Raw genomic sequence first — 26,768 nt, 5'->3', positions numbered from 1 at the left:
CTCACTCCACCGGTCCGAAGGCGTTACCCCAACTGTTGCGGATGTAGGTGGCCACGGCCTTCATGTCGGCCTCGGAGAGCTGGGGGAAGGCCGGCATCTGGCCGTTGTAGGTCTGGCCGTTCACGGTGAGGGGGCCCTGGAGGCCGTTTTTGAGGACGTTGAGGATGTGGTTGGCGTCCGCCAGGTGGGGGTTGCCCGCCAGGGGCGGGAAGGCCCCGGGGACGCCCTGGCCGTTTTGCTGGTGGCAGCTGGCGCAGTTGGCCTCGTACACGGCCTTGCCCTTTTCCATGAGGGCCGGGTCCACCCCCGCTGCGGGCTGGGCCCCGCCCTCCGGGGCCTTGGCCTCCTGCGCGGCCGGAGGGGCCACCTCGGCCACGATCTTCTCCGCGGCCGGGGAGAGGGCGAAGTAGGCCCAGATGCCTCCCAGGACCACCACCGAGGCCACCACGTACCAAAGGGGGTTGAAGCGCACGGGCTCCACGGGGAGCTCGGGCTCGCCCACGGCGAGGCGGAGCTCCACCTCTCCCGCCACCTCCCCCCCCTCGTCCAGGCCCACCACCAGGACGTCGGGGTAGTTGTTGACGGCGAAGGGGATCTCCCGCACCTCCTGGCCTCCGCCTCGGAAGTGGGTGACCACCCGCAGGAGGTGCTCCCCGTCGGGGATCCTCCGGGTGTCCAGCCGCAGGCGGTAGGGGGGCTCCCGGAGGACCGCCAGGGGCTCCTGGGACTCGTCCAGGTAGACTTCAATCCGGTCTACGACCATCCTGCCTCCCTTTGTGAACAGGGGTACAAGACCCCACCCCACCACTATACGCCCTCGAGGCCCAGGACATATGTCCTTAGGCCGGGGCCCCGAGCCGGGCCAGGCTCCGGCGCACCCCCCCGGCCCCGCCCCCCACCTCCAGGGCCGCCGTGCCCGAAAAGCCCCGGAGGAGGGGGGTAAGCCTCTCCCAGGGAACCCGCCCCGCCCCCACCGGGAGGTGGTCGTCCCTCCGCCCGTGGTTGTCGTGGAGGTGGAGGTGGAGAAGCCTCTCCCCCAGGGCCTCCCAGTAGAGGAGGGGCCCCCTGGGCCCGAGCTCCACCAGGGCGTGGCCCACGTCCAGGCAGAACCCGTACTGGGGGAAGCGCCCCAGGAGGTCCCTAAGGGCCTCCGGCCCCTTGAGGAGGTCCTCCTCCCCCAGGGCCAGGTTCTCCAGGGCCACGGGGAAGGGGAGGGGAAGGAGGGCGGAGAGGGTCTGCTCCAGGGCCTCCCGGGCCAGGGAGAGGGCCAGGGGGTGGCGGACGGGCACCTGGCCCGTGTGCAGAACCCCCACCCGGGCCCCCAGGGCCTCACCGAACTCCAGGGCCTTGAGGAGGCGCTCCTCGGCGAGCTTGCGGACGCTGGGGATGAGGCTTGCCGGGTTTAGCTCCACGAAGGGCAGGTGGAGGGTGAAGCCCACCCCCAGGGCCTCCCCCGTGGCCCAGAGCTCCTTGGGGCCCGGAAGGGGCAGGGCCTCGTGCAGGTCGTAGGCCACCTCGAGGTCCAGCCCGAGCTCCGCCGCTAGGCGGAAGGCCTCCTCGTAGCCCATCTCAGCGTTGAAGGGACTGTAGCCCAGGCGCATGCCTTAGGTTAGCGCAGGGCCTCCGCCTTCCGCTGGGCCTCCTCCAGGGCCCTCTCGGGCGGCACGCCCCCCTTGAGGCTCTTCTCCAAGGCCTCGGCCAGCACGCCCGCCCAGGCGGAGAACTGGGGGAGGCGGGGGCGCTCCTGGGCGTAGGCCACCTGTTCAAAGGCCACCTTGCGGAAGGGGTTCTCCCGGTAGAAGCCCTCCAGGAGGGGGAGGGCCGACTTCCGCACCGGCACGTAGTAGCTGGCCTGCACCCACCGGGCCACGTTGGCGGGTTCCATGAGGTACTTCCAGAACTCCACCGCCCCCCGGGCCTGGGCCTCGGAGGCGCCCTTCAGGACCACAAGCTGGGCCCCGCCCATGGGCACCTTCCCCCCCTCCTCCCGGGGCACGGGGGCCACCCCCAGGGCGAAGGCGAAGGAGAAGTTCTCGGCCGCGGGCCAGTTGGCGATGGAGGCCATGACCATCATCCCCTTGGTGCGCACGAAGTCCAGCTGGGCGAAGGTGGCCTCGGCCAGGCTTCGCACCGAGAGGGCCCCCGCCCGGTTCAGGCGGTGGAGCATCCCCAGGGCCTCGAGGGCCTCCTTGGCGGTGAAGTTGGGCCCCCCCTCCTTGACCAGGCTCCCCCCGCGGCTGGTCACCATGGCCTCAAAGAGCCAGGCCTGGGGGTCGGTAACGAAGATGAACCCCTTGGCCTGGCGGGAGGTGAGGGCCCTGGCGGTCTCCTCAAACTCCTTCCAGGTCCTGGGGGCCTTGAGCCCCTTGGCCCGGAAGGCGTCCAGGTTGTAGAAGAGGACCGGGGTGGAGGTGTTGAAGGGAAGGCCATACCGCCTCCCCTCCACCACCCCGTAGTTCCAGGCGGGCTCAAAGAGGTCCTCCACGAACCCCCGGTCCAGGCCCAGGTAGGGGTCTAGGGCTAGGGCCCTCCCCTCCCCCACGAGCCGGGGGAGGAAGGAGAGCTCCGCCTGGAAGAGCACGGGGCCCGTGCCCGCGCGCAGGGCGGCCACCAGCTTGGTCTCGGCCTCCCGGTAGTCCCCGGCGTACTGGGGGAGGACGCGGTACCGGGCCTGGCGGGCGTTGAACTCCTGGGCGAACTGGGCAAGGAGCCTCCCCGCCGGGCCGTCCATGGCGTGCCAGAAGGGGATTTCGGTCTGGGCCAGGGCGGGGAGGAGGAGGAAGGCCAGGGGCCAGAGCTTTCCCATGGGGCGGATTCTACCACCTTTCCGGTTGGGGGTCCTGGCCAGGCCTAACCCAAGGCCTTTAGGAATCCCCCAGGGCCGTAAGCCCTTCCTAGCGCCCTTCCACCGCCAGGGCCTTCCTTTGGGCCTCCTCGAGGGCCTCCCGGGGCCGCACCCCCTGCTTGAGGCTTCGCTCCAGGGCCTCCTCCAGGAAGCCGTACCAGACCACCATCTCCGGGTCTTGGCTCCAGGGGCGGGCCACCTCGGCCTGGGCGAAGACCTGGGCCCTCTCCGGGTCCTTGAGGAAGTCGGAAAGCTCCCTTTCCGCCTCCCTGCGCAAGGGGAGGTACCAGGTGGTGCGCACCCACGCCGCCTGGCGCTTGGGCTCCAGGAAGTGGAGCCAGAAGGCCACCGCCCCCCGGGCCCCCTCGGGGCCTGCCCCCTTGAGCACGGTGAGGACCGCCCCCGAGAGGGGCACCGCCCCCTCCTGTTCCCTGGGCAGGGGGGCCAGGCCCACCCCGAAGGGGAGGGAGGTCTGGGCCAGGACCACGGGGAGGGCGGTGGTGGGGGCCAGGCCCATGAAGGCCTTGGTCCTCAGGAAGTCGGCCACGGCGAAGGGGGCCTCGGCCAGGTTCCGGGCCTGGGCGTACCCCTTCTGCACCAGGCGGTAGAGCATCTCCAGGGCCTCCACCGCCTCCTTAGAGGTGAAGTTGGGCAGGTTTCCCCGGACCAGGCTTCCCCCCAGGCTCATGACGATGGCGTTGAAGCTCCAGATGTCCGTGGAGATCACAAGCCCCTTGGTGGTGCGGCCCGAGAGCCTTGCCGCCGCTTCCTCCACCTCCTTCCAGGTCCTGGGGGCCTTGAGCCCCTTGGCCCGGAAGGCGTCCTTGTTGTAGTAGAGGGCGGGCACGGAAAGCCCTAAGGGAAGGCCATAGGTCTTCCCCTTTACCCCCCCCGCCTCGAGGGCCCTCGGGTAGAGGTCCTTGGGGAGGCCCTGCAGGTAGGGGTCCAAGGGGAGGGCCACCCCTTCCTGGGCGAGCCGGGCCAGGAAGGAGAGCTCCCCGTGGAAGAGGGCCGGGGCCCCCCCGGAGCGCAGGGCGGAGAGGAGCTTCACCCCCGCCTCGCGGTAGTCCCCCACGTAGCGGGGCTCTATGCGGTAGGCCTTCTGGCTCTCGTTGAAGCTCTGGACCGCCTCCAAAAGCACCCGGTCCCCCGGGGGGCCCGCCGTGTGCCAGAAGGGGAGGACCACCTGGGCCTGGGCGAGGGAGAGGAAAAGCAGGAAACCAAAGCGCCGCATCCCCCTAAGCTTACCGGGCCTCGGGTGAGAGGGCCTTAAGGGGAAGGCCCAGGGCCTTAAGGAAGGGGAGGGCCCGCCCCTTAAGCGCCTCCCGCACCTCGAGGAAGCGCCGCCTCAAGGGAAGCCCGGAAAACCCCGGGGGCAGGAGCTCGGGGGGCAGGAGGGGGTCCAGGAAGAGGATCTTGCGCATCTCGTGGACCAGGCGGGTGAGGGTGCGGAAGGCCTCGAGGGGGTCCTGGGGGAGGGGGCCCTCCAGGTCCAAGACCCGGTAGTGGGCCTCCGCCCGCTCCAGGGGAAAGGCCCCAAGCCACGCCCCTTCCTGCCCCAGGGGCGCGCCCCGGAAGAAGGTGGCCTTTAGGCCGTAGAAGGCGAGGAGCTCCCGGGTGGCCTTGGGCTCGGCGCTCACCCCCAGGTAGACCCCGCTTTGCAGGCTCCCGTAGCCCAGAAGGGCCATCTCCCGGCGGAAGCGCTCCCTCTCCCCCCGCGCCCTCGGCTCCTCCGGCAATACCAGGAGAAAGGAGCCGTCCCAGGGGGGAAGGGGCCCGTAGAGGCGGCGCCGCACCTGGCCCACCTGCCAATAGACCCGGTCGGAGAGGGCGTACCGGGCGGTCCGGCCCTCCCTGGAGGCCACCACCCAGCCCCGCTTGGCGCTCCGGGAAAGCGCCGCCCGCACCGCCATCTCCGAAAACCCCAGGGCCTCCATCATGGCCACCAGGGCCCGCGCGGGAGTCTGCCTCTCCGGGTAAACGTACTCCAAAAAGAGGGTGAAGAGGGTGGAGCGAGCCCGCATCAGAAAACCGATTCCAGCCTTCTTTCCCGGTACTCCCGGAGGACCCCTTCCAGGAAGGCGGCGAGGGGCATGGCTCCCAGGTTCCCCCGGTGGCGCCGGCGCACGCTCACCGTCCCCTCGGCCTTCTCCTTCTCCCCCACCACCAGGACGTAGGGCACCTTCCTCAGCTCGGCGTCCCGAATCCTGGCCTGCATCCTTTCGGGGCGGAGGTCGGCCTCGGCCCTCAGGCCCGCCTCCTTCAGCCTTCCCGCCACCAGGAGGGCGTAGTCCTCCTGCTTCTCCGAGACCGGCACCACCAAAACCTGCTCCGGGGCAAGCCAAAGGGGGAAGTCCCCGGCGAAGTGCTCAATGAGGATGCCGATGAAGCGCTCCAAAGAGCCGAAGGGAGCCCGGTGGAGCATCACCGGGCGGTGCTCCTCCCCGTCCTTCCCCACGTAGCTTAGGCCGAAGCGCTCGGGCAGGTTGTAGTCCACCTGGATGGTGCCGAGCTGCCACTCCCTCCCCAGGGCGTCCTTCACCACGAAGTCCAGCTTGGGCCCGTAGAAGGCGGCGTCCCCCGGCTCCACCGTGTACTGAAGCCCGGCCTCGGCCGCGGCCTCCTCAATCTGCCGCTCGGCCAGGGCCCACTTGGCCTCCTCCCCCACGTACTTGCCGCTCTTGGGGTCGCGGGTGCCGATCCGGGCCCGGTACTCCTTGAGGCCCAGGGTGGCGAAGACCTTCAGCACCAGGTCCAAGACGCCCAGAAATTCCCCCTTCACCTGCTCGGGGGTGCAGAAGAGGTGGGCGTCGTCCTGGGTGAAGCCCCTTACCCGGGTGAGGCCCAGAAGCTCCCCCGGCTTCTCGTAGCGGTAGACCGTGCCGAACTCGGCAAGCCTTAGGGGAAGCTCCCGGTAGGAGCGCTTGCGGTAGGCGTAGATCCTTATGTGGTGGGGGCAGTTCATGGGCTTGAGGAGGTACTCCTCCAGAACCCGTTCGCCTTCCGGCGGGGCGCCCTCGCCCCGTTCCTCTAGCCGCATGGGGGGGAACTGGCTTTCCGCGTAGTAGGGGTAGTGGCCCGAGGTCTTGTAGAGCTCCAGGCTCCCGATGTGGGGGGTGGTGACGAGCTGGTAGCCCCGCCTGACCTGCTCCTCCCGCATGAAGGCCATGAGCTCCTCCCGGATGGCGTTCCCCCGGGGAAGCCAAAGCACCAGGCCCTTCCCCACCATGGGGTCAAGGAGGAAGAGCTCCAGCTCCCGCCCAAGCCGCCTGTGGTCCCGCCTTTTGGCCTCCTCCAGCTGCCAGAGGTACTCCTTAAGCTCCTCGGCGGTGCGGAAGGCCACCCCGTAGACCCTTTGCAGCATGGGGCGCCTTTCGTCCCCCCTAAAGTAGGCCCCGGCCACGTGGGTGAGCCGGAAGTGGGGGGGGATCCTGCCCGTGGAGGGGACGTGGGGCCCCCGGCAGAGGTCGGTGAAGCCCTCCTCCCCCTCCCCCTGCTGGTAGAAGCTGATCTCCTCCCCCTCGGGGATCTCCTCTATGAGCTCCGTCTTGTAGGGGTCCTTCCCCCGGTAGCGGGCTAAGGCCTCCTCCCGCGAGAGGACGAAGCGCCTCAAGGGGAGGTCCCGCTTGAGGATCCTGCGCATCCTCTCCTCTAGGGCGGGAAGGTCCTCCTCCGAGAGGGGCTCGGGGGCGTCTATGTCGTAGTAAAAGCCCTTCTCCACCACCGGCCCCACCCCCAGCTTGACGCGTTCCGGGTCGTAGCCCTTTTCCCGGAAGTGCTCCTTCACCGCCTGGGCCAGGACGTGGGCCAGGGTGTGGCGGAAGAGGTGTTGGTACTCGGGGTCCTTCTCCGTGAGGAGGCGCACCTTCGCCCCCTCCGGGAGGGGCTTCAGGAGGTCGTAGAGCTCCCCATTCACAATGGCCCCCACCGCCTCCCGCTCCCAGGCGGGCCCTAGGGCCCGGGCCACGTCCTTGGCCGTGGCCCCCTCGGGCAGGTCCAGGGCCTTCCCATCCGGCAGGTACACGGTCATGCCCTTCACTATAGTGCCTTAGCCCTCCTCCGGGAGCCTCCTCCCCAGGAGGAGGGCTAGGGCGTAGAGGAGGGCGGCCAAGAGGAAAAGGGCGGCGAAGCCCAGGCGGTCCGCCAGGTACCCCCCGAGGACCGGGGAGAAGGCGAAAAGGCCCGCCAGGGTGTTGGCGAGGCCGATGGCGGCGCTCCTTTCCCCGGGTGGGGCCAGGTTCAGGAGGTAGGTGGTGGTGGCGAGGCCCAAGGCGGCCAGGTAGGCCCCCTGGAGGAGGAAGACCAGGCCGAAGAGGCCGGGGGAGAGGGAAAGGGCGAGGAGGGGCGCGAGGAGGGCAAGGCCCGCCCCCACCTGGAGCACCCCCCTGGACCCCCTGGCCGCCATCCGGGCCCAGAGGAGGTTGGAGAGGGTGAAGGCCAGGGCGTAGAGGGCGAGGTAAAGGCCGAGCTCCTTCCCCTGCCCCAGGACCCGCACGGCGTAGGCGGCGTAGAAGGGCTCGGCGAGGCCCGCGAGGGCGAGGAGAAGGCGCACCCCCAGGTAGCGGCGGAAGGCGGGGCGAAGGAGGGGGGCTTTAAGGTCCAGCCTCGCCTCCTTAGGGGCTTCCTCAGGCTCGTCGGTGAGGCCGAAGAGGTACCAGCCTGCGCCGTAGGCCAAGGCCCCCAGGGCGAAGAGGAGGGCGTAGGGCAGGGGGAAGGGGAGGGGAAGGGCAAGCACCTCCCGCACCCCAAACCCCGCCAGGAAGGCGAGAAGCCCCCCCACCAGGTTCCGGGCGGAGAAGAGGGCGGCCCGCCTCCCTGGGGGCGTGGTCTTGGCCACCACCTCCCAGAAGGGGAGGCTAGAGACCCCGGTGAAGAGGGCGTTCAGGAGAAGGCCCAGGAGGAAGCCCAGGAGAAGGAGGGAGGGGTTTTGCCCAAAGAGGAGGGCGGAGAGGGCCATGAGGAGGACCCCGGAAAGCCTCAGGGCGGCCACCTTCCGGTAGAGCACGATCTTCCGGGGAAGCCTCGCCACCCAGGGGGCGAGGAAGGCCTGGGGCACCATCCCCCCCGCCTGGAGGAGGGCGGGGAGGAGGCCGATGAAGGCCCCGGGGGCCCCAAGCTTGGCGGCGAAACCCGAGAGGACGATGTTGGGGTTGAGAAAGGCGTCCCCTAGCCACACCAGCCAGCCGTTCACCACGGCCAGGCGGTAGTTCCGCTCCCGCAGGTCTAAGATGGTGAGGATGGTGCTCCTGCCCTCCCTCGGGGCCTTCCACATCCTGCACCCACGCTACAACGCCGCCACGGTCCTTTCCATCCTGGAAAGGGCCAAGCCCCCCGTCCTCTACCTGGCCTCCCACTCGGAGGAGGGGCTGAAAGAGGGGCGCTGGCGGGAGGAGGACCCCCTCCTCTTCCACCTCCTGCCCTGGGCGGAGGAGAGGGGCATCCCTGTGGTGGCCCTGGACGAGGAGGCCCACCTTAAGGCCGAGGCCGAGGCCTTCCGGGAGGCCCTGGGCCAGTTTCCCGGGGGGAGGCTCCACCTGGAGCGGATGGCCGCCTTTGACGAGGCCCTCCTCGCCCTCCTGAAGGAGCCTCTCACCCCAGAGGCCCTGGCCTCAGAGGCCTTCCTGGGCCGGCTTAGGGAGGTTTACGGGGGCTTCGCCCAGGCCTTCGGGGAGGGCCCGGCCACGGGCTTCCGCAAAAGGCGCATGGCGCGGGTGGCGGAGGCCCTACGGGGGAAGGAAGGGGCGGTGGTGGCGGACCTCCTGGATTACCCCTTTTTGGCCGAGGCCTTTCCTGAGGCCCTACCCAAGGCCCACGAGCCAGGAGAGGCAGAAAGGGAGAGGGCCCTTTTAGACCGGGCCTGGCAGCTCAGGGAGGAGGACGACTGGGGAAAGCTCCTGGAGGGGCTTTTTGCCCTCGGGAGCCCCGAGGCCCTGTACCTCGCGGCCCAGGTGTACCTGGCGGCGGGGGAGTGGCGGGAGGCCTTGAGCCTCATGGAGGAGGTGGTGCGGGGGGATTTCCAGCACCCCGAGTACCTACCGGGCTACGTCCTCGCCCGCTTCGGGCAGCTTTTGGACCTGGCCGGGGAGAGGGAGCGGGCCTTGAGGGCCTACCGGGGGGTGCTGGCCCTCTCCTGGGCCCCGGAGGAGGCCCGCTCCATCGCCCAGGCCGGCCTGAGGCGCCCTTTTCGGCTCTCAGGCCACCCCCAGCAGGAACCCTAAACTGGGGTCATTTGTCCCGCCCCTGGGGTGTAAGCTCAGGGCATGGGGGAGGAGGCCCGGGTTCGCTGGGCTCGCCATGCCCGTTATCTGCGCCTGGCCGCGGCCCACGCAGGCCCCTTGGGGCCTGCCCTCCTTGGCCATCCGGAGCTCGGCCCCCTCTACGAGGAGGCCTACGCCCGCTGCTTTGGGGCCGAAGGCCTCCCCTGCCAGGGGGTGGGGGGCGAGCCTCGGGCCTGCCTGGTGGGGAGGCTCCACCACCTGGCGCGAAGCGCCCTCCGGGGGGGCAGGAGGCGGCGGGAGCAGGAGCGGGAGCTGGTGGAGGGGCTTCTCCGCTGCGTGGCCCACCTGAAAACGGAGTTCCCCGAGGCCTTCCTGCCGGTCCTCGAGGCCACCCGGTCCGCCCTGGAGGAGGACCTGGCCTACCTCCAGAGCTTGGGGGACTAGAGCAGGTGGTGCATGCGGCCCAGGAGCAGCATGAAGGCCACGGTGCCCGCGGCGAGGACGATCAGGATCAGCATGAAGAGGATGAAGCGCAGGTCAAAGGTCTCCCCCTCGGTGGTGAGGACGCGGGGGTTGAGGATGAGGTAGAAGAGCAGGGTCACCAGGGCCGCCCCCAGGGCGAAGAGCGCGATATAGACCATACTTCCCTCCCTTACCCGAGGCCGAGGACCGCCTCCAGGTCTGGCCCCAAGTTTACCAGCCCAACCCCATAGGTGGGAACCCCCAGGGCGAAGCCCACGGCCCCCAGGTAGGGGCCTTCCCCCTGGGGCAGGGGGAGGGGCAGGGGCGGGCTCTCCCAGGCCTCGTAGGCCCGCACCTCCGGGTAGGTGAGGCCCGTGGGGGCCTGGACGTGGAGGACCAGGGGCTCGCCCTCCGCCTCCAGGGGGCGCCAGCCCCCCTCGGTCTCCTTACCCCCCGGGAAGCGGATCCCCAGGCCCTGGCCGGGAAAGGCGAGGAGGAGGCGGTGGGGCCGGTGGACCTCGAGGAGGCGGGCCAGGGGGGTGCGGGTGGGGCCGCTGAGGGGAAGGCCTTCCCGGGTGGGGCAGAGGGGGGAGGGGTCCAGGGCGAGGAGGAGGCGCCCCCGGAAGGCCAGGCCATTTAGGGCCTTCAGGACGGGGATGGCCTCGGTGTAGGGGGCGTGGAGGAGGGTGGTGCGCCCTCCCCTTCCCCCCTCCAGGTAGCAGAGGAGGGTGCCGAACTCGTCCAGGCAGGCCCGCACGTGCTCCGAGAGGACCTCGAGGTCTTGGGAGAGGCGTTCTAGAAGCAGAGAGGCCATGGGCTCATGCTATCCTAAACCCCGTGCGCTACCTGGTCCTCTCCGACATCCACGGGAACTGGCCCGCCCTCGAGGCCGTGCTCCAAGGGGCCCCGGCCTTTGACCGGGTGCTCTTCCTGGGGGACGCGGTGGGCTACTACCCGGACGGGGACCGGGTCCTGGACTGGCTTTTGGAGGTGGGGGCGGAGTGCGTCTTGGGCAACCACGACGCCTGGCTTTTGGCCCTGGACCGCCTCCCCGTGAAGGGGGCGGTGATGGAGATCCTGGCCTGGCAGCGGGAGAGGCTCTCCCCCCGCCACCTGGACTTCCTGGCCTCCTGGCCCTGGCAGAGGGAGGTGGAGGGGACGCTCCTCGTGCACGGGAGCCCCTGCGATCCCCTGGAGTACCTGGACGACCTCGCCCTGGCCCGGGAGGCCTTCGGCTGCACCGGGGCCCGCCTCGCCCTCCACGGGCACACCCACCTGGCGGGGGCCTTTTTGGAGCTTCCTGGCCCCCGCCCTTGGGTGCGCTACCAGGCCTTTCCCCAAGGGGGGGAGCTCCTCCTTCCCCCGGGGGTGCGGGCCCTGGTGAACCCGGGCTCCGTGGGCCAGCCCCGGGACGGGGTTCCGGGGGCCGCCTTCCTCCTTTGGGAGGGGGAGCGGCTGGAGTTCTTCCGGGTGGCCTACCCCTTGGAGGACGTGGGCCACCGCCTCGCCGAGGAGGGGTTTCCCCTATGGCTCTACACCCGGCTCACCCTGGGGGAATAGTCGGCCACGAGGGGGTGCTGGAGCTCCTGCCGAGGCTTGGGGCCGCCACCCTCCTCTTCTCCGGCCCTGAGGGGGTGGGAAGGCGCCTCGTGGCCCGCTGGTACGCCCAGGGCCTGAACCGGGGTTTCCCCCCGCCCTCCCTGGAGGCCCACCCCGACCTCCTGGAGGTGGGTCCAAAGGAGCGGGGCCTGCGCGGGGAGAAGGAGGTGCGCCTGGAGGAGGTGGAGCCCCTCTTCGCCTGGTTCCAAACCCACCCCCGGGAGCGGGTGAAGGTGGCCCTTCTGGACTCGGCTCACCTCCTCACCGAGGCCGCGGCCAACGCGCTCCTCAAGCTCCTGGAGGAGCCCCCCTCCTACGGGCGCATCGTCCTCATCGCCCCAAGCCGAAAGACCCTCCTCCCCACCCTGGCGAGCCGGGCCCTGGAGGTGCCCTTTGGCCCCGTGCCCGAGGAGAGGCTAAGGCGCTTCACCCAGGACCCCCACCTCCTGGCCTACGCCGCCGGGGCCCCGGGTCGCCTCTTCCGGGCCCTGGCCGACCCCGCCTTCCCCGAGAGGCTGGAGCGGGCGAGGCGGCTTCTGGAAAGCCCCCCCTTAGAGCGCCTTGGCCTTTTGGAGGAGCTTTTGGCCGAGGAGGAGGGGTTTTACCTCCTCCGCGCCCTCCTCCGGGACCGCCCCCGGGCCCTCCTGGCCTTGGATAGGGCGCGGGAGGCCCTGGAGGCCTACGTGAGCCCCGACCTGGTCTTGGCCCGCCTGGCCTTAGACTTAGAGCTATGACTGTGGGCGTCCGCTTCCGCACCCCCCTTCTCCGCTACTTCCGCTTCCAGGGGGAGCCCCCGCCCCTGGACGCCTACGTGGTGGTGCGCACCAGCCGGGGCCTCGAGGTGGGCCGGGTGCGCACCCCCCCGAGGCGGGAGCGGGAGGCGGGGGAGGTGGTGCGCCTGGCCACCAAGGAGGACCTGGACCGGGCGGCGCAGCTTCGGGCCAGGGGGGAGGAGGCCCTCTTCTACCTGAAGGCCCGCCTCAAGGAGGAGGGGGTGGCGGCCAAGGTCTTGGGGTGCGACTTCACCCTGGACGGCCGCCACCTCGCCGTGCACTACGCCGCAGAAGAGCGGGTCAACCTCAGGCGCTTCACCCGGGAGCTCCAGGAGCGCTACCGGGTGCGGGTGGAGTTCGTGGCCGAGGGCCCCCGGGAGGAGGCCCGCTACCTGGGCGCCTTGGGGGCCTGCGGCATGGAGTCGTGCTGCTCCACCTGGCTCCAGGGGTTCGCCCAGGTCTCCATCAAGCTCGCCCGGGACCAGCAGCTCCCCCTCTCCCCCGAGAAGATCTCGGGCCCCTGCGGGAGGCTCCTCTGCTGCCTGGCCTACGAGCACCCCGTCTACCAGGAGCTTCTCAAGGACCTTCCCCGCAAAAACGCCCGCGTCTGCACCAAGGCGGGCCTCTGCGGCAAGGTGCAGAAGCTCAACCCCCTGAAGGGCACGGTGGAGGTGCTTTTGGAGGACGGGAAGAGCCTGGAGGTTCCCAAGGAGGAGCTCGTGTGAGGAGCTACCTGCCCCAAGGCCCCCTCCCCGCCTTCTACCACTACTACCCCGGCGTCCCCGCCGTGGTGGAGGTGCGGGCGGGGGAGAGGGTGAACTTCTGCCCCGCCGTGTGGAACACGGGGCTTTCCGCCGACCCGCCCCTCTTCGGGGTCTCCATCAGTCCCAAGCGCTTCACCCACGGGCTACTGCTAAAGGCCCGGCGCTTCTCGGCGAGCTTTCACCCCCACGCCCAAGGGGCCCTGGTCCACTGGCTGGGAAGCCATTCGGGCCGGGAGGTGGACAAGGGCCGGGCCCCCCACTTCCTGGGCCACTTTGGGGTGCCCATCCTGGAGGGGGCCTACGCCGCCTACGAGCTGGAGCTCGTGGAGGTGCGGCCCTTCGGGGACCACGACCTCTTCGTGGGGCGGGTGGTGGCGGTGTGGGAGGAGGAGGGCTTTCTGGACGAAAAGGGGAGGCCCTTGCCCGGCCTTTCCCTCCTCTACTACGGCAAGGGCCTCTACGGCCGCCCCGCCGAGGAGGCCTTCACGCCGTGAGCGAGGCCGAGGTCTGGGCCCGGAGGGTGCGCCGCCTGGCCCTGAACCGCCAGGGGACCGAGGCCCAGGTGTGGCTGGAGGAGGGCTTCCTCTACCTGCGGCAAGACGGCCATGCCCGCTTCGCCCAGGGGGAGGGGGCGGAAGGGCTTATGGGCTTCGCCCTCTTTGGGGGCGGGGTGGAGCTCGCCTTCCGGGACGGAAGCCGCCTCCGGCTCTTCTTCCGCCTCGGGCGCCTAAGGAGGCTTCACTTCTCGTAGGGCTTGCCCACCGCCCCTGGGGGACGGCTCCTGCCGATGAACCCCGCCAGGACCAGCACCGTGACCACGTAGGGGAAGGCCTGGACCAAAACGGCGGGCAGGATCTCCGTGCCCTGGAGCTGGATGGCTAGGGCCGAGGCGAAGCCAAAGAGGAGGGTGGAGAGGAGGATCCCCAGGGGGTGCCAGTTGCCGAAGATCATGGCCGCCAAGGCGATGAAGCCCATCCCCGCCGACATTCCCCGCACGAACTGGTTCAGGAAGCCGATGGAGAGGTAGGCCCCGGCGAGGCCCGCGAGGACGCCAGAGAGGACGACCCCCACATAGCGCATGCGGTGGACGTTCACCCCCAGGGTGTCCGCGGCCTCGGGGTGCTCCCCCACGGCCCGGAGGCGGAGGCCGAAGGGGGTCTTGAAGAGGACCCACCAGGCCACGGGCACCAGGAGGAAGGCCAGGTAGACGAGGGGGGAGAGGCCGAGGAGGAGGGGGAGGCGGTTCGCCACCTCCTTGGAGCTGGTGGCGTTCCCGTAGAAGTAGGTGAGGACGAGGCTGGGGGCCCCCAGGGCCAGAAGGTTGAGGGCGGTGGCGCTGATGATCTGGTCCGCCCGGTATCGGATGGAAACCAGGGCGTGCACGAAGGCCACAAGCCCCCCCACCCCCATGGCGGCGAGCACCCCTACCCAGGGGAGCCAGGGGTGGGGCCCGGGGCCGAGGGCGGCCTCGAGGCGCTCCACCACCACCGCGGCCGTGAGGGCGCCGAAGAGGAGGATGCCCTCGAGGGCGATGTTGGTCACCCCGCTCCTTTCGGAAAACATTCCCCCTAAGGCGGTGAGGAGAAGGGGGGTGGTCTGGCGCAGGGTGGAGAGGAGGAGGGCGGTGAGAAAGGCCGCGTCCAGGTTCATCCCCTCACCCCCTCGCCGCCTCTTCCCTGAGCTCCACCTCTGCGGCCCTCAGGGGATCGGTGAAGTAGCGGGGCAGGAAGCCCCCTGCGGCGATGAAGAGGACCACGAGGGCCTGGAGGACCGCCACCAGCTCCCGGCTGATGCCGAGCTGCAGGTTCACCTGGAGCCCCCCGGTGAGGAGAATGCCGAAGAGCCAGGCGGCGAGGCCCACCCCGAGGGGGGTGTTCTGCCCCATGAGGGCCACGGCGATCCCGTCAAAGCCCACGGAATAGGGAAGGGATTGTTTCAGGCGGTACTCGTCAATCCCGCCCCCCAGGACGTAGTGGGTGGCGGCGAGCCCGGCCAAGGCCCCGGAGAGGAAGAGGATGAGGACGGCCTTCTTTCCGGGAGGCACCCCCCCGTACTCCGCCGCCTTGGGGGCGAGGCCCATGGCCCTGAGCTCGTACCCCCCCACGGTGCGGAAGACGTAGAGGTGGAAGAAGAAGAGGGCCAAGACCGCGAGGAGGAAGGCCCCGTTGAGGCGCACCGAGGTGAGGTCGGGGCCGAAGCTCACGGGGATGCCGGGGAGAAGCCCCCCCACCGCGTACCCCGCCGTCCCCAGGAGAAAGGCGGCCAGGACCCGGTGCCCCAGGCTCCTCCGCACCAGGAGGTAGCCCAAAAGGCCGAGGAGGAGGGCCAGGGGCAGGGCGAAGGAGAGCTCCCCCCCGGGGGCCAGGAGGTCGGTCCAGAGGGGGATCCTGGCCTCGGGGCGGACCTCGTAGCTCCGGGCCTCGTAGCCGGGGTACTTGAAGGGGAGGTAGAGGGTGTGGCCGAGGAACTTGTACTCGTTGGCGGAGATGAGGAAGAGGAAGAGGCTTGCGGCGATGTAGTTGAACATGATGGTGTTGATGACCTCGTGGGCCCCGAAGCGGGCCTTGAGCCAGCCCACCAGCGCTCCCCAAAGCCCCCCGGCCAGGGCGGCGGCGAGCACGGCGAGGGGCAGGACGAGGGCCCGGGGGCCCGGGAGGTAGACCCCCACCAGCATGGCGGCGATGGCCCCCAGGATGAGCTGGCCCGGAGCGCCGATGTTGAAGAGGCCGCCCCGGAAGCCCAAGGCCACGGAAAGCCCGGTGAAGATCAGGGGCGTGGCGAGGAGGAGGCTTTGCAGAAAGCCGGAAGGGTTCACCAGGGGGCTGTAGAGGAGCTGGTAGGCGTAGGTGACCAGGTCCAGCTTGAGCATGAGGGCCTCCCGCAGGCTCCCTGCCGTGCCGGGGCTCTCCTTGAGGACCGCCACCATGGCCCCCCCTAGAAGGGAAGCGAGGAGGAGGGAAAAGAGGGGCACCACCACCTCCCGCCTGCGCACCAGGAAGGCGAGCCCCCCTGGGGAATAGACCCGGGCGAGGAGGAGGAGGTAGAGGCTGTAGCCCAAGGTGGCGTAGCTTCCGAGGCCCAGGCTGTAGCGGCGGAGGAGGGGCCGTTCCGCCCCCCAGTTGACCTCGGCCACGCTCCTTTGGAAGAGGAGGTAGGTGAGGAGGAAGAGCCCCAGGCCCAGGGCCCCCGCCAGGTAGAGCCCCCTGGGCCCGGCCCGCCAGGGCAGGCCCAGGCTGAGGAGGAGCCAGGCCAGGGCGAGGGAGAAGCACGGGAAGAGCCACGCGTCCCGGTAGCCGTGGGGAAGGCCCCCTGTGGGCAGGTGGTGGCCGAAGGGGTTGAGGAGCACCCCCTCCCCGCCGAAGAGCCGATGGGGTACCGCCCAGGGGGCCAGGTACCAAAGGAGGAGGGTGAGGCCCCCGCCGAGGAGAACGAGAAGTCCCAGGCGCCTAGAGTCCGCCCGCACGCCCCCGATTGTACCCTAGGCCAAAGGGGCCCCCCCTCGAGGCCCTGGCCTTCGCCGTTGCCAAACCCAAGGCGACCCCCTTAGACTTCCCCTCGTGGCGGCTTCCCCCGAGGAAAAGGCGAGGCGGGTGCGCCGGATGTTCTCCGAGATCGCCCCTCGGTACGATCTCCTCAACCGCCTCCTCTCCTTCGGGGCGGACCTCCGCTGGCGGAGGCGGGCGGTGGAGCTCGCCCTGGAGAAGGCCCCGAGGCGTATCCTGGACCTGGCCACGGGCACGGGGGACCTGGCCCTCCTCCTCAAGGCCCGGGCGGGGGAAGCGGAGGTGGTGGGGGCGGACTTCGCCCCGCCCATGCTGGAGATCGCCCGCAGGAAAGCCCGGGACCTTGGGCTTCCTGTGACCTTCCTCGAGGCGGACGCCCTGGCCCTACCCTTCCCCGAGGGGGCCTTTGACGCGGTCACCGTCGCCTTTGGCTTCCGCAACTTCGCCGACTACAGGAAGGCCCTCGCCGAGCTTTTCCGGGTCCTTTCCCCCGGGGGGAGGCTCGTGATCCTGGAGTTCCCCCCGCCTCCCGGAGGCGCCTTCGGCCTGGTCTACCGGGTCTACTTCCAGAGGGTCCTCCCCTTCCTCGGGGGCCTGATCTCGGGAAACTTCGGGGCCTACCGCTACCTGCCCGAAAGCGTGGAGGCCTTTCCCAGGCCTGAGGCCCTGAAGGCCATGATGGAGGAGGCGGGGTTTTCCGTGCGCTACGAGCTCCTCACCTTCGGGGTGGCGGCCGTCCACGTGGGGGACAAGCCCTAGGGGGCCGGTAGGCGGCGCGTAAGCTCCTCCACCTTTTCCTCCAGCACCTTCAGGGCCTTTCGCCAGAAGGCGGGGCTTTCCAGGTCAAAGCCGAAGCGCAGGGCGAGCTCCTTGGCCCGGTGCATGCCGGACTCGGCGAGGAGGGCCTCGTAGCCTTCGGCGAAGGCGGGGTCCTCCTTGGCCTCCTGGTAGACGGCAAGCCCGAAGAGGAGGCCAAAGGTGTAGGGGTAGTTGTAGAAGTCGGCCCCGTAGTAGTGGCCCTTCACCGCCCACATGTAGGGGTGGCGGGTGGCGAGCGCCTCCCCGTAGGCCTCGTCCTGGGCCCGCACCATGAGCTCCCTGAACTCCCTCGGGGAAAGTTCCCGTGCCTTCCGCCTTGCAAACACCCAGGACTCAAAGAGGAAGCGGCTATGGATGTCCACCACCACTTGGGCCGCCCCCTGCAGGTAAGCGTCCAGGATGAGGAGGCCCTCCTCAGGGGAGGCTTCCTTTAGGGCCGCCTCCACCACCAGGGTCTCGTTCATGATGCTGGCGGTTTCCGCCAGGGTCATGGGGACATCGCGGAGGCTCGCGGGGACCCGGGCCAGGGCCAGGTTGTGGTAGGCGTGGCCCAGCTCGTGGGCCAGGGTGGAGACGGACTCAAAGCTCTCCTCGTAGTTGGCGAGGATGAGGCTTTTCCCCTGGCCCTGCGGCATGCAGTAGGCCCCGCCCACCTTGCCCTGGCGGGGGAGGAGGTCCATCCAGCGCTCACGAAAGGCCCTTTCCGCCACCTCGGCCGCCCTGGGGAGGAAGGGGGCGAGCTTTTCCACCAGAAAGCTCCTCGCCTCCTCCAAGGTCCACCGCCTCCCCCGGCCGATGGGGGCGAAGAGGTCCCACCAGTCCAAGCGCTCTTTCCCCAGGGCCTTGGCCTTAAGGAGGAAGTAGCGCCAAAAGAGGGGGAGGCTTTCCCGCACCGCCTCCTGCATGGCGGCGAGGACCTTCCTGGGGATGCGGTTCTTGAGGAGGGTGGGCTCGAGGTCGTCCCTATAGCCCCTCCTCCGGTTCAGGACCGAGGCCTCTCCCTTCACCCCGTTTAGGGCGAAGGCCAGGGGCACCTCGTGGGCCTCCCAGGCCTTGAGCTCCGCCTCATAGGCCCTCCTCCGCACGGCTTCCTCGGGGTGGAAGTAGAGGTTCCGCACCTTGGTGATGGGCATCTCCTCCCCGTCTAGGAGAGCGGTGATCTGGCTCGTGAGGCTCTCGTGGAGCTTGTTCCAGGCCTGCCGGCCCGAAAGGCTGAGCTCCGCCGCCAGAACTTCCTCGCCTTCGGGCATCAGGTGGAGGGCCTCCTCCTTGGCCTCTTCCACCAGAAGGCGGTAAGGGCCGGCCTCCTCGGGGTCCTGCAGGGCCAGGTACCGGGTGAGGCGGGGGGTGAGGCGCCTAAAGTCCAAGAGGAGGACCTCCAGCTCGGAGAGCTTGGCCAGGGCGGCCTCGTCTCGGGTGTCGGCGCTGTAGCGGGCGTAGAGGTAGGCCTGGAGGGGGGTGGCCTCCTCCAAAAGCGCGTCCAGGGCCTCGAGGACCTCCAGGAGGAGAGCCTGCTTTTCCAGAAGCTCCTTTAGCCTCCCGATCCTCCCCTTGAGGCCCTCCCAGGCCCTCTGGAACTCGGGGCTTTCCAGGCCGGGGAAGAGAGGGGTTAGGTCCCAGGTGGTCTCAGTCATGCCCCCACTATACCTGACCCGCGGGTCAGATCCCCCCGAACCCGGGAGGGCTCGGGAAGGGTAAACTGGGGGCCTATGCTGGAGGCGTTTCCCGTCAGGGTGCGCGTGGACGTCCGCTTCCGGGACCTGGACCCCCTGGGGCACGTGAACAACGCGGTCCACCTCTCCTACATGGAGCTCGCTCGCATCCGCTACTTCCAGCGGATCTCTCCGGACTGGCTGGAAGAGGGCCACTTCGTGGTGGCCCGGGTGGAGGTGGACTATCTGAAGCCCATTCTGCTGGAGGACGAGGTCCTGGTAGGGGTGCGGGCCTTGGGCATGGGGCGCTCCAGCCTGCGCATGGAGCACCTCATCCTGGCGAACGGGGTTCCTGCGGCCCGGGGGCTTGCCGTGTTGGTGTGGCTGGAGGGGGGAAGGCCCGCCCCTCTCCCCCAGGCGGTGCGGGCGCGCATCGCCGAGGTGGAAGGCAGGCCCCTTTCTGAGGGGTCCCACGAGGGCGGTTCGGGAGGGCCCTGATTCTGCTATCCTGAAAGCCAGATGACCCTAGAGGAACGCCTCTACAAGCTGGAGGGCATCGTGGAGGGCGTGATGGCCGTCCTCCCCGACCGGGTGTCCGCTCTGGAGGCGAGGATAGACCTTCTCCGCCAGGAGGTGAAGGCCGAGATCTCCGGGCTCCGCCAAGGGATGGAGGAGAGGTTCAACGGCCTCCGGCAGGAGGTGAAGGGGGAGATCTCTGGCCTTCGGCAGGGGATGGAGGAGGGGTTTAACGGCCTCCGGCAGGAGGTGAAGGGTGAGATCGCCGGCCTTCGGCAGGAGATGGAGGAAAAGTTCAATGGCCTAAGGCAGGAGGTGAAGGCCGAGATCTCTGGGCTTCGCCAGGAGGTGAAGGGCGAGATCAACACGGCCTTCAACAAGGCCATGCTCTACTTCACGGCGATTGCGGTGGTTCTTGGGGTTCTCACCCTGTTTCGCTAGGAGTCCTTGAGGAACACCACCGTGACCCCGTGTCCCCCCTCGTGGGGCGGCGCGTCGGCGAGGCTTTCCACCCGCTTGTCCTTGCGCAGGGCCTCCCGGATGGCCTGGCGCAGGGCCCCCGTGCCCTTTCCGTGAAGGAGGCGGAGGGTGGGAAGCCCCAGGGCGCGGGCCTCTTCCAGGGCGCTATTCACCTCCAGGAGGGCCTCCTCCACCGTGAGGCCCCGGAGGTCCACCTCCCTCACCTCCCGGCGGGGTTTGGCGAGGAGAGGTTTGGGGGATTCCGCCTCGAGGAGGGGCCGAAGCTCCTTGGCCTTGAAGCGCATCTTCACCGGGCCCACCTGGACCAAGGCCTCCTCCCCCTTTAGCTCCAGCACCCGGCCCCGTTTGCCCAGAGAGGGGATTTCCACCGCCTGCCCCGGGGCCAGGTCCGGGGGGGGTGGGGGCGGGGCCTTCCTGGCGTACCGCTCCTTGAGGGCCATGAGCTCCCGGAGCGCGTCCCGCTTGCCCTCGGTCCGGGCCTTCTCCTTGAGGGCCTTGAGCTCGGCCTCCACCCTGCGCAGTTCGGCCCGCACCTCCTCCTCCAGGGCCTCCAGGCGCCTCTTCCTTTCCTCCTCAAACCCCCTTTCCCGGGCCTCCAGCCGTTGCCTCAGGGCCTCGGCCTCCCTGAGCGCCTCCTCCAGGCGCCGCCTCTCCTCCTCCAGGCGAAGCCTTTCCCTTTCCAGCTCCTCCAGGAGGGCCTCGAGCCTCCCCCCCTCGGGGAGGAGGGCCTCGGCCCGCTTGAGGACCCCTTCGGGCAGGGCGAGCCTCCTGGCGATGGAAAGGGCGTAGCTCCGGCCCGGCACCCCCAGGACGAGCTCGTAGGTGGGGCGCAAGGCCTCGAGGTCAAAGCGCATGGAGGCGTTCAGAATCCCCTCCCTCCCCTGGGCGAAGGCCTTCAGGGGGGAGAGGTGGGTGGTGACCATCCCCTTGACCCCCCGCTCCAGGAGGGCCTCGAGGATGGCCTGGGAGAGGGCCGCCCCCTCCTCGGGGTCGGTGCCGCTCCCCAGCTCGTCAATGAGGACGAGGCTCCCCTGCGTGGCCCCCTCCAGCATCTCCTTCAGGCGCCGGAGGTGCCCGGCGAAGGTGGATAGGCTCTCCTGCAGCGACTGCTCGTCCCCGATGTCGGCATACACCCGGTCGGGCCAGGCCAGGGTGGCCCGCCTGGCCGCCACGAAGAGGCCGGACTGGGCCATGAGGACGGCGAGGCCCAGGGCCTTGAGGAGGGCGGTCTTCCCCCCCATGTTGGGCCCGGAGATGAGGAGGAGGCGGCGCTCCTCGTCCAGGGCGAAGCTGTTCCTCACCGGGTTTTCTATGAGGGGATGGAAGGCCTCCCCGAGCTCGTAGCGCTCCCCGAACCGGGGCCGGGAGAGCCCGAGGTCCCTGCTCAGGGCCGCCTGGGCCTGGACGAGGTCCAGAAGGCCCAAAGCCCCCAGCGTCCCCGGCACCCCCGGGTCCTGGGCCAGGCGCTCGGAGAGCTCCCGCAGAATGCGGTTCACCTCCTCCTCCTCCTCCAGCCGCAGGGCGTAGAGGCGGTTGTTGAGCTTGATCACGGAGAGGGGCTCCACGAAGAGGGTGGCCCCGGACTCGGACTCGTCCAGGAGGATTCCGGGGATCCTCTGGGCCATCCCGACCCGTACGGGGATGCAGTAGCGTTCCCGCCTTAGGGTGACGAAGCGGTCCTGGACAGCCTCCCGGTGCCGGTCCATAAGGGCGTAGAGGCGGTTCAGGATCTCCTGGCGCAGGGGGTTGAGCTCCCGGCGGATCTGCAGGAGGCGGGGGCTGGCCTCGTCCTTCACCGCCCCCTCCTCGTCCAGGGCCTTCCTCACCCGGGCGAGGAAGGCCTCGTGGTCGGCGATGCCCTCCGCCACCTGGCTCAGGGCGTTCCCGAGGGGAAGGAGCTCCGCCTTGAGGCCCATGGCCTCCTCCAGGACCTGGGCCGCCTTTAGGAGCTCAGGGCCCGAAAGCCTCGCCCCCTGGACTGCCCTCTGGTAGGCCTCCCTCAGGGCCCCGGCCTCGGGGAGGGCGTAGGGGTAGCTTAAGGCCTCCTGGGTGAGCTGGTGGCGCCTTTCCGCCTCCTCGCGGGAGAGGGGGGAGAGGCTCAGGGCAAGCTCCCGCCCCAAGGGGGTCTTGGCCCGCTCCGCGAGAAGGGCTCGCACCCTCGGGAACTCCAGGACCTCGAGGACATCCCGCACAAAGAACAAGGCTACCACAACCCCAAAGGGGTGCCCCTTGCAGAAGGCGGCCCACCTGGGGTAGGCTCTCCGCCATGGATGCTCCTCAGACCGACAGGGACCGCACCTGGGCCGCGGTGGCCCACCTCGCCCCCCTGGTGGGGTACTTCGTCCTCATCGGCCAGATCCTCCTTCCCCTCGCCATCCTCCTCTGGGGGCCGAGGAGCCCCTTCGTCCAGGCCCACGCCAAGGAATCCCTGAACGGACAGATCAGCTACACCCTCTACGGGCTTTTCCTCCTCCTTCTGGCCCTGACCGTGGTGGGGCTGGTCCTGGTCCTCCCCCTCGGGGTTTTCCTCTTGGGCCTCGCCCTCTACAACATGGTGATGGGGGCCCTCGCCGCCGGTCGGGGAGAGGGGTACCGCTACGCCCTTATCCTTCGCCTCGTCCCTTGACCAAGACCACCACGGCGAGGGCGTAGGCCCGCTCGTGGCTTAGGGTGAGGTGGGCGAGGAGGCCCGCCTCTTCCAGGCGTCTCCCCAGGGAAGGGGCGAAGCGGAGGACGGGCTTTTTCCCTTCCATCCCCACCCAGACATCCCGCCAGGCGAGGCCTTCCGGCCAGCACTTCTGGAAGGCCTCCTTGGCGGCGAGGCGGGCGGCGAGGCTCGGGAAGGGGTTTTGGCGGGCGAGGGCGTAGGCCGCCTCCTCCTCGTGGAAAAGCCGCCTTAAGGCCCTTTCCCCGTGGCGGGCGAAAAGCCTCTCCACGCGGGCGATCTCCACCAGGTCAGCGCCCAGGGCCACGATCATGGGCCCATGGTATCCCTTGAGGCCCTGGGGCCTCCCGTGCTAGGGTACTCGGGTGCTGCCCAAGGCCTTCCTCACCCGGATGGCCGGGCTTTTGGGGGAGGAGTTCCCTGCCTTCCTCAAGGCCCTCACGGAGGGAAGGCGCACCTATGGCCTTAGGGTGAACACCCTGAAGCTTTCCCCCGAGGCCTTTCGGCGGATCTCCCCCTGGGGCCTATGGCCCATCCCCTGGTGCGAAGAGGGCTTCTACTATGAGGAGGCCTCGAGGCCCGGCCCCCACCCCTTCTTCTACGCCGGGCTTTACTACATCCAGGAGCCAAGCGCCCAGGCGGTGGGGGTTCTCCTGGACCCGAGGCCCGGGGAAAGGGTCTTGGACTTGGCGGCGGCCCCGGGGGGCAAGACCACCCACCTCGCCGCCCGGATGGGGGGGAAGGGGCTTCTCCTCGCCAACGAGGTGGATGGGAAGCGGCTTAAGGGGCTTTTGGAGAATGTGGAGCGCTGGGGGGCGGGGCTGGCCGTGACCCAAAGCCCCCCCCGGGCCTTGGCCGAGGCCTTGGGGGCCTACTTCCACCGGGTGCTTCTGGACGCCCCCTGCTCGGGAGAGGGGATGTTCCGCAAGGACCGGGAAGCGGTGCGGCACTGGGGCCCCTCGGCCCCCAGGCGGATGGCTGAGGTGCAGGAGAGCCTCCTCGCCCAAGCGGCGAGGCTGGTGGGGCCTGGGGGGGTTCTGGTCTACTCCACCTGCACCTTTGCCCCCGAGGAGAACGAGGGGGTGGTGGCCCGCTTCCTCCGGGCGCACCCGGAGTTCCGCCTCGAGGACGCCCGCCTCCATCCCCTCTTCGCCCCCGGGGTGCCCGAGTGGGGGGACGGGAACCCGGAGCTTAGGCAGACCGCAAGGCTCTGGCCCCACCGCCTCGAGGGGGAGGGACACTTCCTGGCCCGCTTCCGCAGGGAGGGCGGGACCTGGGGCACGCCCCCCAAGGAGCGCCCTTCCCCCCTCTCCCAAGAGGCGAGGCGGGTCCTCAAGGCCTTCTTGGAGGAGGCGGGGCTTTCCCTGGAGGGGCCCATCCTGGAGCGGGCGGGCCACCTCTACCTCCTTCCCGAGGAGCTTCCCGCCCTCTTTGGCCTCAAAGCCCCCGCCCCCGGCCTCTACCTGGGGAAGGTGCAGAAGGGCCGCTTCCTCCCCTCCAGGGCCCTCGCCCTCGCCTTTGGGGCCACCCTCCCTTGGCCCGAGGGGCTTCCCCGCCTCGCCCTCCTCCCCGAGGACCCTAGGGCCCTGGCCTTCGCCACCGGGGAGGGGGTGGCGTGGGAGGGGGAGGACCTCCCCCTGGCCCTGGTGGTGCTGAGGACGGCGGTGGGGGAGTTCCCCCTGGACTTCGGCAAGGCCAAGCGGGGGGTCTTGAGGCCCTTGGGGATGGGACTTTAGCCCTTTAGGAGCGCAAGGCGGGCAAGCTCCTCCTGCCACAGGCCGAAGGCCTCCCAAAGGAGCCCTTCGGGGAGGGGCTTTACCACGAGCCTCCCCGGGGCCAAGGGGACCACCCAGTGGAGGCTTTCCGTGACCTTCTTCTTGTCCCGGAGGAGGTAGGGAAGGAGGTCCCTAAAGGCGAGGCGGGGCAGGGGAGGGGGGGCAAGCCACCCGAGGAGGCGCCGGATGGGGGGCAGGAGGTCTTCCCCCCCGAGGGCCTTTCCCAGAAGGGCGGCGAAGAGGAGGCCGTAGGCCACCGCCGCCCCGTGGGGGAGGGCGTGGCGGGTTTTGGCCTCTAGGGCGTGCCCCAGGGTGTGGCCGAGGTTGAGCAGGCGCCTTTCCCCCTGCTCCAGAGGGTCTTTCTCGGTGATCCCCACCTTCACCGCCACCGCCCTCGCCAGGTAGGCCTCGAGGCCCGGGTGCTCCGGGGAAAGCCCCTCCACCTCCAGGAGGGCCTCGTCCCCGGCGATGAGCCCGTGCTTGAAGGCCTCCACCAGCCCCTCCTTGAAGGCAAAGGGGGGAAGGGTCTTAAGGGCCCGGAGCTCGGCGTAGACCCCCTTCGGGAAGTGGAAAGCCCCCACCAGGTTCTTCCCCTCGGGGAGGTTGATCCCGGTCTTTCCCCCCACGCTCGCGTCCACCACGGCGAGGGTGGTGGTGGGGAAGGCGAGGTAGGGGATGCCCCTCAGGTAGGTGGCGGCCACGAAGCCTCCGAGGTCCGTGAGGGTGCCGCCCCCCACCACGAGGAGGGTGGCGTTCCGGGGAAGCCCCCGTTCCGCAAGCCAGGAGAGGACCTTGCCGTACACCTGCAGGCGTTTCGCCCCCTCTCCCCCCCGAAGGCCCAGGAGGTGCCGCACCCCCAGGGCCTCGGCCACCTCCTCCGCCCACCCCGCCACCTTCCGGTCAAAGAGAAGGGCGGCGGGGCCCTCCGGCGCAGGGACCTCCTTCAGGATCCCTTCCCCGATCACGATGGGGTAGGGCACGGGGCTATGGACGTCCAGCCTTCGCATAGGCCCAGAGCTTAGCTACGATCTCCTCCACCACCTCCTCCACCCGCCTGCCGTCGGTGGAGACGTGGATGTGGGCCTCCCGGTAGATGGGGGTCCGCACCTCCAGGAGGGACCGGATGCGCTCCAAGGGGTTTTCCACCTGGAGGAGGGGCCTCTCCCCCGGTTTGCGGGTGGCCCGCTCCAGGATGGTCTCGGGGCGCGCCCAGAGGGCCACCACCGGCCCCCGGGAGAGAAGGGCGTGGCGGTTCTCGGGGTCCAGGAAGGTGCCCCCCCCCAGGGAGAGGACGAGAAAGTCCTTGGCCAGAAGGGCCTTCACCGCCTCCTTTTCCATGCGCCGGAAGGCCTCCTCCCCCAGGTGGCGGAAGATGTCGGGGATGGAGATCCCCGTGTGGCGCTCTATGTAGCGGTCCAGGTCAACGAAGTGCAGGAGGAGGGCCCGGGAAAGCTCCCTACCGATGCGGCTTTTGCCCACCCCCATGAAGCCGGTGAGGCTCACGAAGGTGGCGGGGCGGGGCACCTCGAGGCGGGCCATGGGGCTCAGTAGGCGCGCACCCGCTCCCGGTAGCGGGCCACCCGCTCCTGGACCTCCTCGAGGGTGTCCCCCCCGAACTTCTCCAGGTAGGCCTGGGCCAGGACGATGGCCGAGAGGGCGCAGAGGATGACGCTTGCCGCCGGGACCGCGGTGGTGTCGCTTCTCTCCCTGGCGGCTTCCTTGGGCTCGTGGGTCACCACGTCCACGGTGGGAAGGGGCCGCATCAGGGTGGCGATGGGCTTGAGGGCAGCGCGGAGGACGAGCTCTTCCCCCGTGGTCATGCCCCCTTCCAGCCCCCCGGCCCGGTTGGTCTCGCGGTGAAAGCCCCTTTCCGGGCTCCAGTAGATGGGGTCGTGGACCTCCGAGCCCCGCTTCATGGCGTTCTCAAAGGCGGGGCCGATCTCCACCCCCTTGACCGCGGGGATGGAGAGGGCCATCTGGGCCAGGCGGCCGTCCAGCTTCCGGTCCCAGTGGACGTGGCTTCCAAGGCCCGGCACGAGCCCCCGGAAGCGGGCCTCAATGACGCCCCCTAGGGTGTCCCCCTCCGCCTTGGCCTGGTCCACGCGCCGGATCACCTCGGCCTCGGCCTCGGGGTCGGTCATGCGCACCGGGCTCGCCTCTATGCGGGGCAGAAGCTCCCAGGAGAAGGGGATGCGGCTCCACACCCCGGCCATCCCGGCCACGTACCCCACCCCCTCCACCCCAAGGAGGGCGAGGAGCTTGAGGGCCACCGCCCCCACCGCTACCCGCATGGCGGTCTCCCGGGCGCTCGCCCTTTCCAGGACGTCCCTCAGGTCCTTGTGCCCGTACTTGAGGCCCCCAGGGAGGTCGGCGTGGCCCGGCCTCGGGGCGGTGAGGGCCCTTTTGCGGGGCTCGTTCCCCGGGGCCGGGTCCATGATCTCCACCCAGTTTTTGAAGTCGGCGTTCCGGATGGCCAGGGCCACGGGGGCCCCCGTGGTGCGCCCGGCCCTTACGCCAGCGCGGAACTCCACCCGATCCCGCTCAATGGCCATGCGTCGGCCCCGCCCGTAGCCCTGCTGCCGCTTCTCCAGCCAGGGGTTGATGTCCTCCTCCGTGAGGGGAAGCCCGGAGGGAAGCCCCTCAATGATGGCGAGGAGCTCGGGCCCGTGGGACTCGCCTGCGGTGAGGAACCTCATG

General features: G+C 69.9%; 29 protein-coding genes. 12 read left to right on the top strand and 17 right to left on the bottom strand.

The annotated features are described in order from the left end of the window. Nucleotide 1: 1 nt before the first annotated feature. The 7 genes from H531_RS0100665 to H531_RS0100635 all read right to left on the bottom strand — a co-directional run bounded on the left by H531_RS0100665 (nucleotide 2) and on the right by H531_RS0100635 (nucleotide 8,117). Nucleotides 2-763, bottom strand: a complete 762-nt coding sequence (locus tag H531_RS0100665) for a c-type cytochrome (RefSeq protein WP_028490569.1) — start codon at nucleotides 761-763, stop codon at nucleotides 2-4. 76 nt (nucleotides 764-839) lie between these two features. After that, a complete protein-coding gene (locus H531_RS0100660) occupies nucleotides 840-1,601 on the bottom strand; it encodes a sugar phosphate isomerase/epimerase family protein (protein WP_022797441.1) in 762 nt (253 codons plus the stop codon). Nucleotides 1,602-1,609: 8 nt separating this feature from the next. Then, a complete protein-coding gene (locus H531_RS0100655) occupies nucleotides 1,610-2,806 on the bottom strand; it encodes an ABC transporter substrate-binding protein (RefSeq protein ID WP_022797440.1) in 1,197 nt (398 codons plus the stop codon). 88 nt (nucleotides 2,807-2,894) lie between these two features. Beyond that, nucleotides 2,895-4,079 carry an ABC transporter substrate-binding protein gene (locus tag H531_RS0100650; RefSeq protein WP_022797439.1) on the bottom strand — a complete coding sequence of 395 codons (1,185 nt, stop codon included), beginning with the start codon at nucleotides 4,077-4,079 and terminating at the stop codon, nucleotides 2,895-2,897. Between the two features lie 10 nt (nucleotides 4,080-4,089). After that, entirely contained in the window at nucleotides 4,090-4,869 is a 780-nt protein-coding gene (locus H531_RS0100645; RefSeq protein WP_022797438.1) for a PaaX family transcriptional regulator C-terminal domain-containing protein, read from the bottom strand. After that, a complete protein-coding gene (thrS, locus tag H531_RS0100640; RefSeq protein ID WP_022797437.1) occupies nucleotides 4,869-6,875 on the bottom strand; it encodes a threonine--tRNA ligase in 2,007 nt (668 codons plus the stop codon). Before thrS ends, H531_RS0100645 begins: the two co-directional genes overlap by 1 nt. A gap of 18 nt (nucleotides 6,876-6,893) precedes the next feature. Then, nucleotides 6,894-8,117 (bottom strand): MFS transporter, encoded by a 1,224-nt coding sequence (locus H531_RS0100635; protein WP_022797436.1) that lies wholly within the window; start codon nucleotides 8,115-8,117, stop codon nucleotides 6,894-6,896. Here H531_RS0100635 and H531_RS0100630 point away from each other — a divergent pair. Then, nucleotides 8,074-9,063 carry a tetratricopeptide repeat protein gene (locus H531_RS0100630; RefSeq protein WP_028490568.1) on the top strand — a complete coding sequence of 330 codons (990 nt, stop codon included), beginning with the start codon at nucleotides 8,074-8,076 and terminating at the stop codon, nucleotides 9,061-9,063. The genes H531_RS0100635 and H531_RS0100630 overlap by 44 nt on opposite strands. Nucleotides 9,064-9,105: 42 nt before the next feature. Next, nucleotides 9,106-9,507: a hypothetical protein gene (locus H531_RS0100625; protein ID WP_028490567.1), complete on the top strand. Its 402-nt coding sequence runs from the start codon at nucleotides 9,106-9,108 to the stop codon at nucleotides 9,505-9,507. Here the strand turns inward: H531_RS0100625 and H531_RS0100620 are convergent. Both H531_RS0100620 and H531_RS0100615 read right to left on the bottom strand, forming a co-directional pair. Further along, entirely contained in the window at nucleotides 9,504-9,704 is a 201-nt protein-coding gene (locus tag H531_RS0100620) for a hypothetical protein (protein ID WP_028490566.1), read from the bottom strand. The two genes, H531_RS0100625 and H531_RS0100620, sit on opposite strands and share 4 nt — an antisense overlap. Before the next feature lie 11 nt (nucleotides 9,705-9,715). Next, the gene (locus H531_RS0100615; RefSeq protein WP_022797434.1) at nucleotides 9,716-10,339 is read right to left on the bottom strand and encodes a hypothetical protein; all 624 of its coding nucleotides are present in this window, start codon (nucleotides 10,337-10,339) and stop codon (nucleotides 9,716-9,718) included. A gap of 23 nt (nucleotides 10,340-10,362) precedes the next feature. Here H531_RS0100615 and H531_RS0100610 point away from each other — a divergent pair, with 23 nt between their 5' ends. Genes H531_RS0100610 through H531_RS0100590 form a run of 5 tightly spaced genes read left to right on the top strand, consistent with a single transcriptional unit; the run spans nucleotide 10,363 to nucleotide 13,412 of the window. Then, nucleotides 10,363-11,085, top strand: coding sequence for a metallophosphoesterase family protein (locus H531_RS0100610; protein WP_022797433.1), 723 nt, complete (start codon nucleotides 10,363-10,365; stop codon nucleotides 11,083-11,085). Further along, nucleotides 11,052-11,858 (top strand): DNA polymerase III delta subunit-related protein, encoded by an 807-nt coding sequence (locus H531_RS0100605; protein ID WP_022797432.1) that lies wholly within the window; start codon nucleotides 11,052-11,054, stop codon nucleotides 11,856-11,858. Before H531_RS0100610 ends, H531_RS0100605 begins: the two co-directional genes overlap by 34 nt. Next, the gene (locus H531_RS0100600) at nucleotides 11,855-12,622 is read left to right on the top strand and encodes a PSP1 domain-containing protein (RefSeq protein WP_022797431.1); all 768 of its coding nucleotides are present in this window, start codon (nucleotides 11,855-11,857) and stop codon (nucleotides 12,620-12,622) included. The genes H531_RS0100605 and H531_RS0100600 overlap by 4 nt, the downstream gene beginning before the upstream one ends. Continuing rightward, the gene (locus H531_RS0100595) at nucleotides 12,619-13,155 is read left to right on the top strand and encodes a flavin reductase family protein (RefSeq protein ID WP_022797430.1); all 537 of its coding nucleotides are present in this window, start codon (nucleotides 12,619-12,621) and stop codon (nucleotides 13,153-13,155) included. The genes H531_RS0100600 and H531_RS0100595 overlap by 4 nt, the downstream gene beginning before the upstream one ends. Continuing rightward, entirely contained in the window at nucleotides 13,152-13,412 is a 261-nt protein-coding gene (locus H531_RS0100590; RefSeq protein WP_022797429.1) for a hypothetical protein, read from the top strand. The genes H531_RS0100595 and H531_RS0100590 overlap by 4 nt, the downstream gene beginning before the upstream one ends. Here H531_RS0100590 and H531_RS0100585 read toward each other — a convergent pair. Both H531_RS0100585 and H531_RS0100580 read right to left on the bottom strand, forming a co-directional pair. Next, nucleotides 13,400-14,311, bottom strand: coding sequence for an ABC transporter permease (locus H531_RS0100585; RefSeq protein WP_022797428.1), 912 nt, complete (start codon nucleotides 14,309-14,311; stop codon nucleotides 13,400-13,402). The two genes, H531_RS0100590 and H531_RS0100585, sit on opposite strands and share 13 nt — an antisense overlap. 4 nt (nucleotides 14,312-14,315) lie before the next feature. Further along, nucleotides 14,316-16,124, bottom strand: coding sequence for an ABC transporter permease (locus H531_RS0100580; protein WP_022797427.1), 1,809 nt, complete (start codon nucleotides 16,122-16,124; stop codon nucleotides 14,316-14,318). A gap of 94 nt (nucleotides 16,125-16,218) precedes the next feature. Between H531_RS0100580 and ubiE the strand changes: the two genes are divergently transcribed. Then, nucleotides 16,219-16,923, top strand: a complete 705-nt coding sequence (gene ubiE, locus H531_RS0100575) for a bifunctional demethylmenaquinone methyltransferase/2-methoxy-6-polyprenyl-1,4-benzoquinol methylase UbiE (RefSeq protein WP_022797426.1) — start codon at nucleotides 16,219-16,221, stop codon at nucleotides 16,921-16,923. Here ubiE and H531_RS0100570 read toward each other — a convergent pair. Next, nucleotides 16,920-18,617 carry a M3 family oligoendopeptidase gene (locus H531_RS0100570; protein ID WP_022797425.1) on the bottom strand — a complete coding sequence of 566 codons (1,698 nt, stop codon included), beginning with the start codon at nucleotides 18,615-18,617 and terminating at the stop codon, nucleotides 16,920-16,922. The genes ubiE and H531_RS0100570 overlap by 4 nt on opposite strands. A gap of 78 nt (nucleotides 18,618-18,695) precedes the next feature. Here H531_RS0100570 and H531_RS0100565 point away from each other — a divergent pair, with 78 nt between their 5' ends. Then, the gene (locus tag H531_RS0100565; protein WP_028490563.1) at nucleotides 18,696-19,133 is read left to right on the top strand and encodes an acyl-CoA thioesterase; all 438 of its coding nucleotides are present in this window, start codon (nucleotides 18,696-18,698) and stop codon (nucleotides 19,131-19,133) included. Between the two features lie 21 nt (nucleotides 19,134-19,154). After that, nucleotides 19,155-19,592 carry a hypothetical protein gene (locus H531_RS0100560; protein WP_022797423.1) on the top strand — a complete coding sequence of 146 codons (438 nt, stop codon included), beginning with the start codon at nucleotides 19,155-19,157 and terminating at the stop codon, nucleotides 19,590-19,592. On the opposite strand, the gene H531_RS0100555 is transcribed toward H531_RS0100560, so the two are convergent. Further along, entirely contained in the window at nucleotides 19,589-21,823 is a 2,235-nt protein-coding gene (locus H531_RS0100555) for an endonuclease MutS2 (protein WP_022797422.1), read from the bottom strand. The genes H531_RS0100560 and H531_RS0100555 overlap by 4 nt on opposite strands. A gap of 74 nt (nucleotides 21,824-21,897) precedes the next feature. On the opposite strand from H531_RS0100555, the gene H531_RS0100550 reads away from it, so the two are divergent. Continuing rightward, nucleotides 21,898-22,257, top strand: coding sequence for a DUF4870 domain-containing protein (locus tag H531_RS0100550; RefSeq protein WP_022797421.1), 360 nt, complete (start codon nucleotides 21,898-21,900; stop codon nucleotides 22,255-22,257). Here H531_RS0100550 and acpS read toward each other — a convergent pair. Next, complete coding sequence (gene acpS / locus H531_RS0100545) at nucleotides 22,235-22,609, bottom strand: holo-ACP synthase (RefSeq protein WP_022797420.1); 375 nt, start codon at nucleotides 22,607-22,609, stop codon at nucleotides 22,235-22,237. The genes H531_RS0100550 and acpS overlap by 23 nt on opposite strands. Nucleotides 22,610-22,661: 52 nt before the next feature. Here acpS and rsmF point away from each other — a divergent pair, with 52 nt between their 5' ends. Further along, the gene (gene rsmF / locus H531_RS0100540; protein WP_022797419.1) at nucleotides 22,662-24,032 is read left to right on the top strand and encodes a 16S rRNA (cytosine(1407)-C(5))-methyltransferase RsmF; all 1,371 of its coding nucleotides are present in this window, start codon (nucleotides 22,662-22,664) and stop codon (nucleotides 24,030-24,032) included. Here rsmF and H531_RS0100535 read toward each other — a convergent pair. From H531_RS0100535 to aroC, 3 genes are read right to left on the bottom strand one after another with little or no spacing between them, the layout of a single operon-like run. Next, nucleotides 24,029-25,078 carry a 3-dehydroquinate synthase gene (locus H531_RS0100535; protein ID WP_022797418.1) on the bottom strand — a complete coding sequence of 350 codons (1,050 nt, stop codon included), beginning with the start codon at nucleotides 25,076-25,078 and terminating at the stop codon, nucleotides 24,029-24,031. The genes rsmF and H531_RS0100535 overlap by 4 nt on opposite strands. After that, the gene (locus H531_RS0100530; RefSeq protein WP_022797417.1) at nucleotides 25,056-25,610 is read right to left on the bottom strand and encodes a shikimate kinase; all 555 of its coding nucleotides are present in this window, start codon (nucleotides 25,608-25,610) and stop codon (nucleotides 25,056-25,058) included. The genes H531_RS0100535 and H531_RS0100530 overlap by 23 nt, the downstream gene beginning before the upstream one ends. 5 nt (nucleotides 25,611-25,615) lie before the next feature. Beyond that, the gene (gene aroC / locus H531_RS0100525; RefSeq protein WP_022797416.1) at nucleotides 25,616-26,767 is read right to left on the bottom strand and encodes a chorismate synthase; all 1,152 of its coding nucleotides are present in this window, start codon (nucleotides 26,765-26,767) and stop codon (nucleotides 25,616-25,618) included. Between the last annotated feature and the right edge of the window lies 1 nt (nucleotide 26,768).

The organism is Thermus islandicus DSM 21543, assembly GCF_000421625.1.
GTDB lineage: Bacteria > Deinococcota > Deinococci > Deinococcales > Thermaceae > Thermus > Thermus islandicus.
This window is presented reverse-complemented; position numbering and strand designations above follow the sequence as displayed.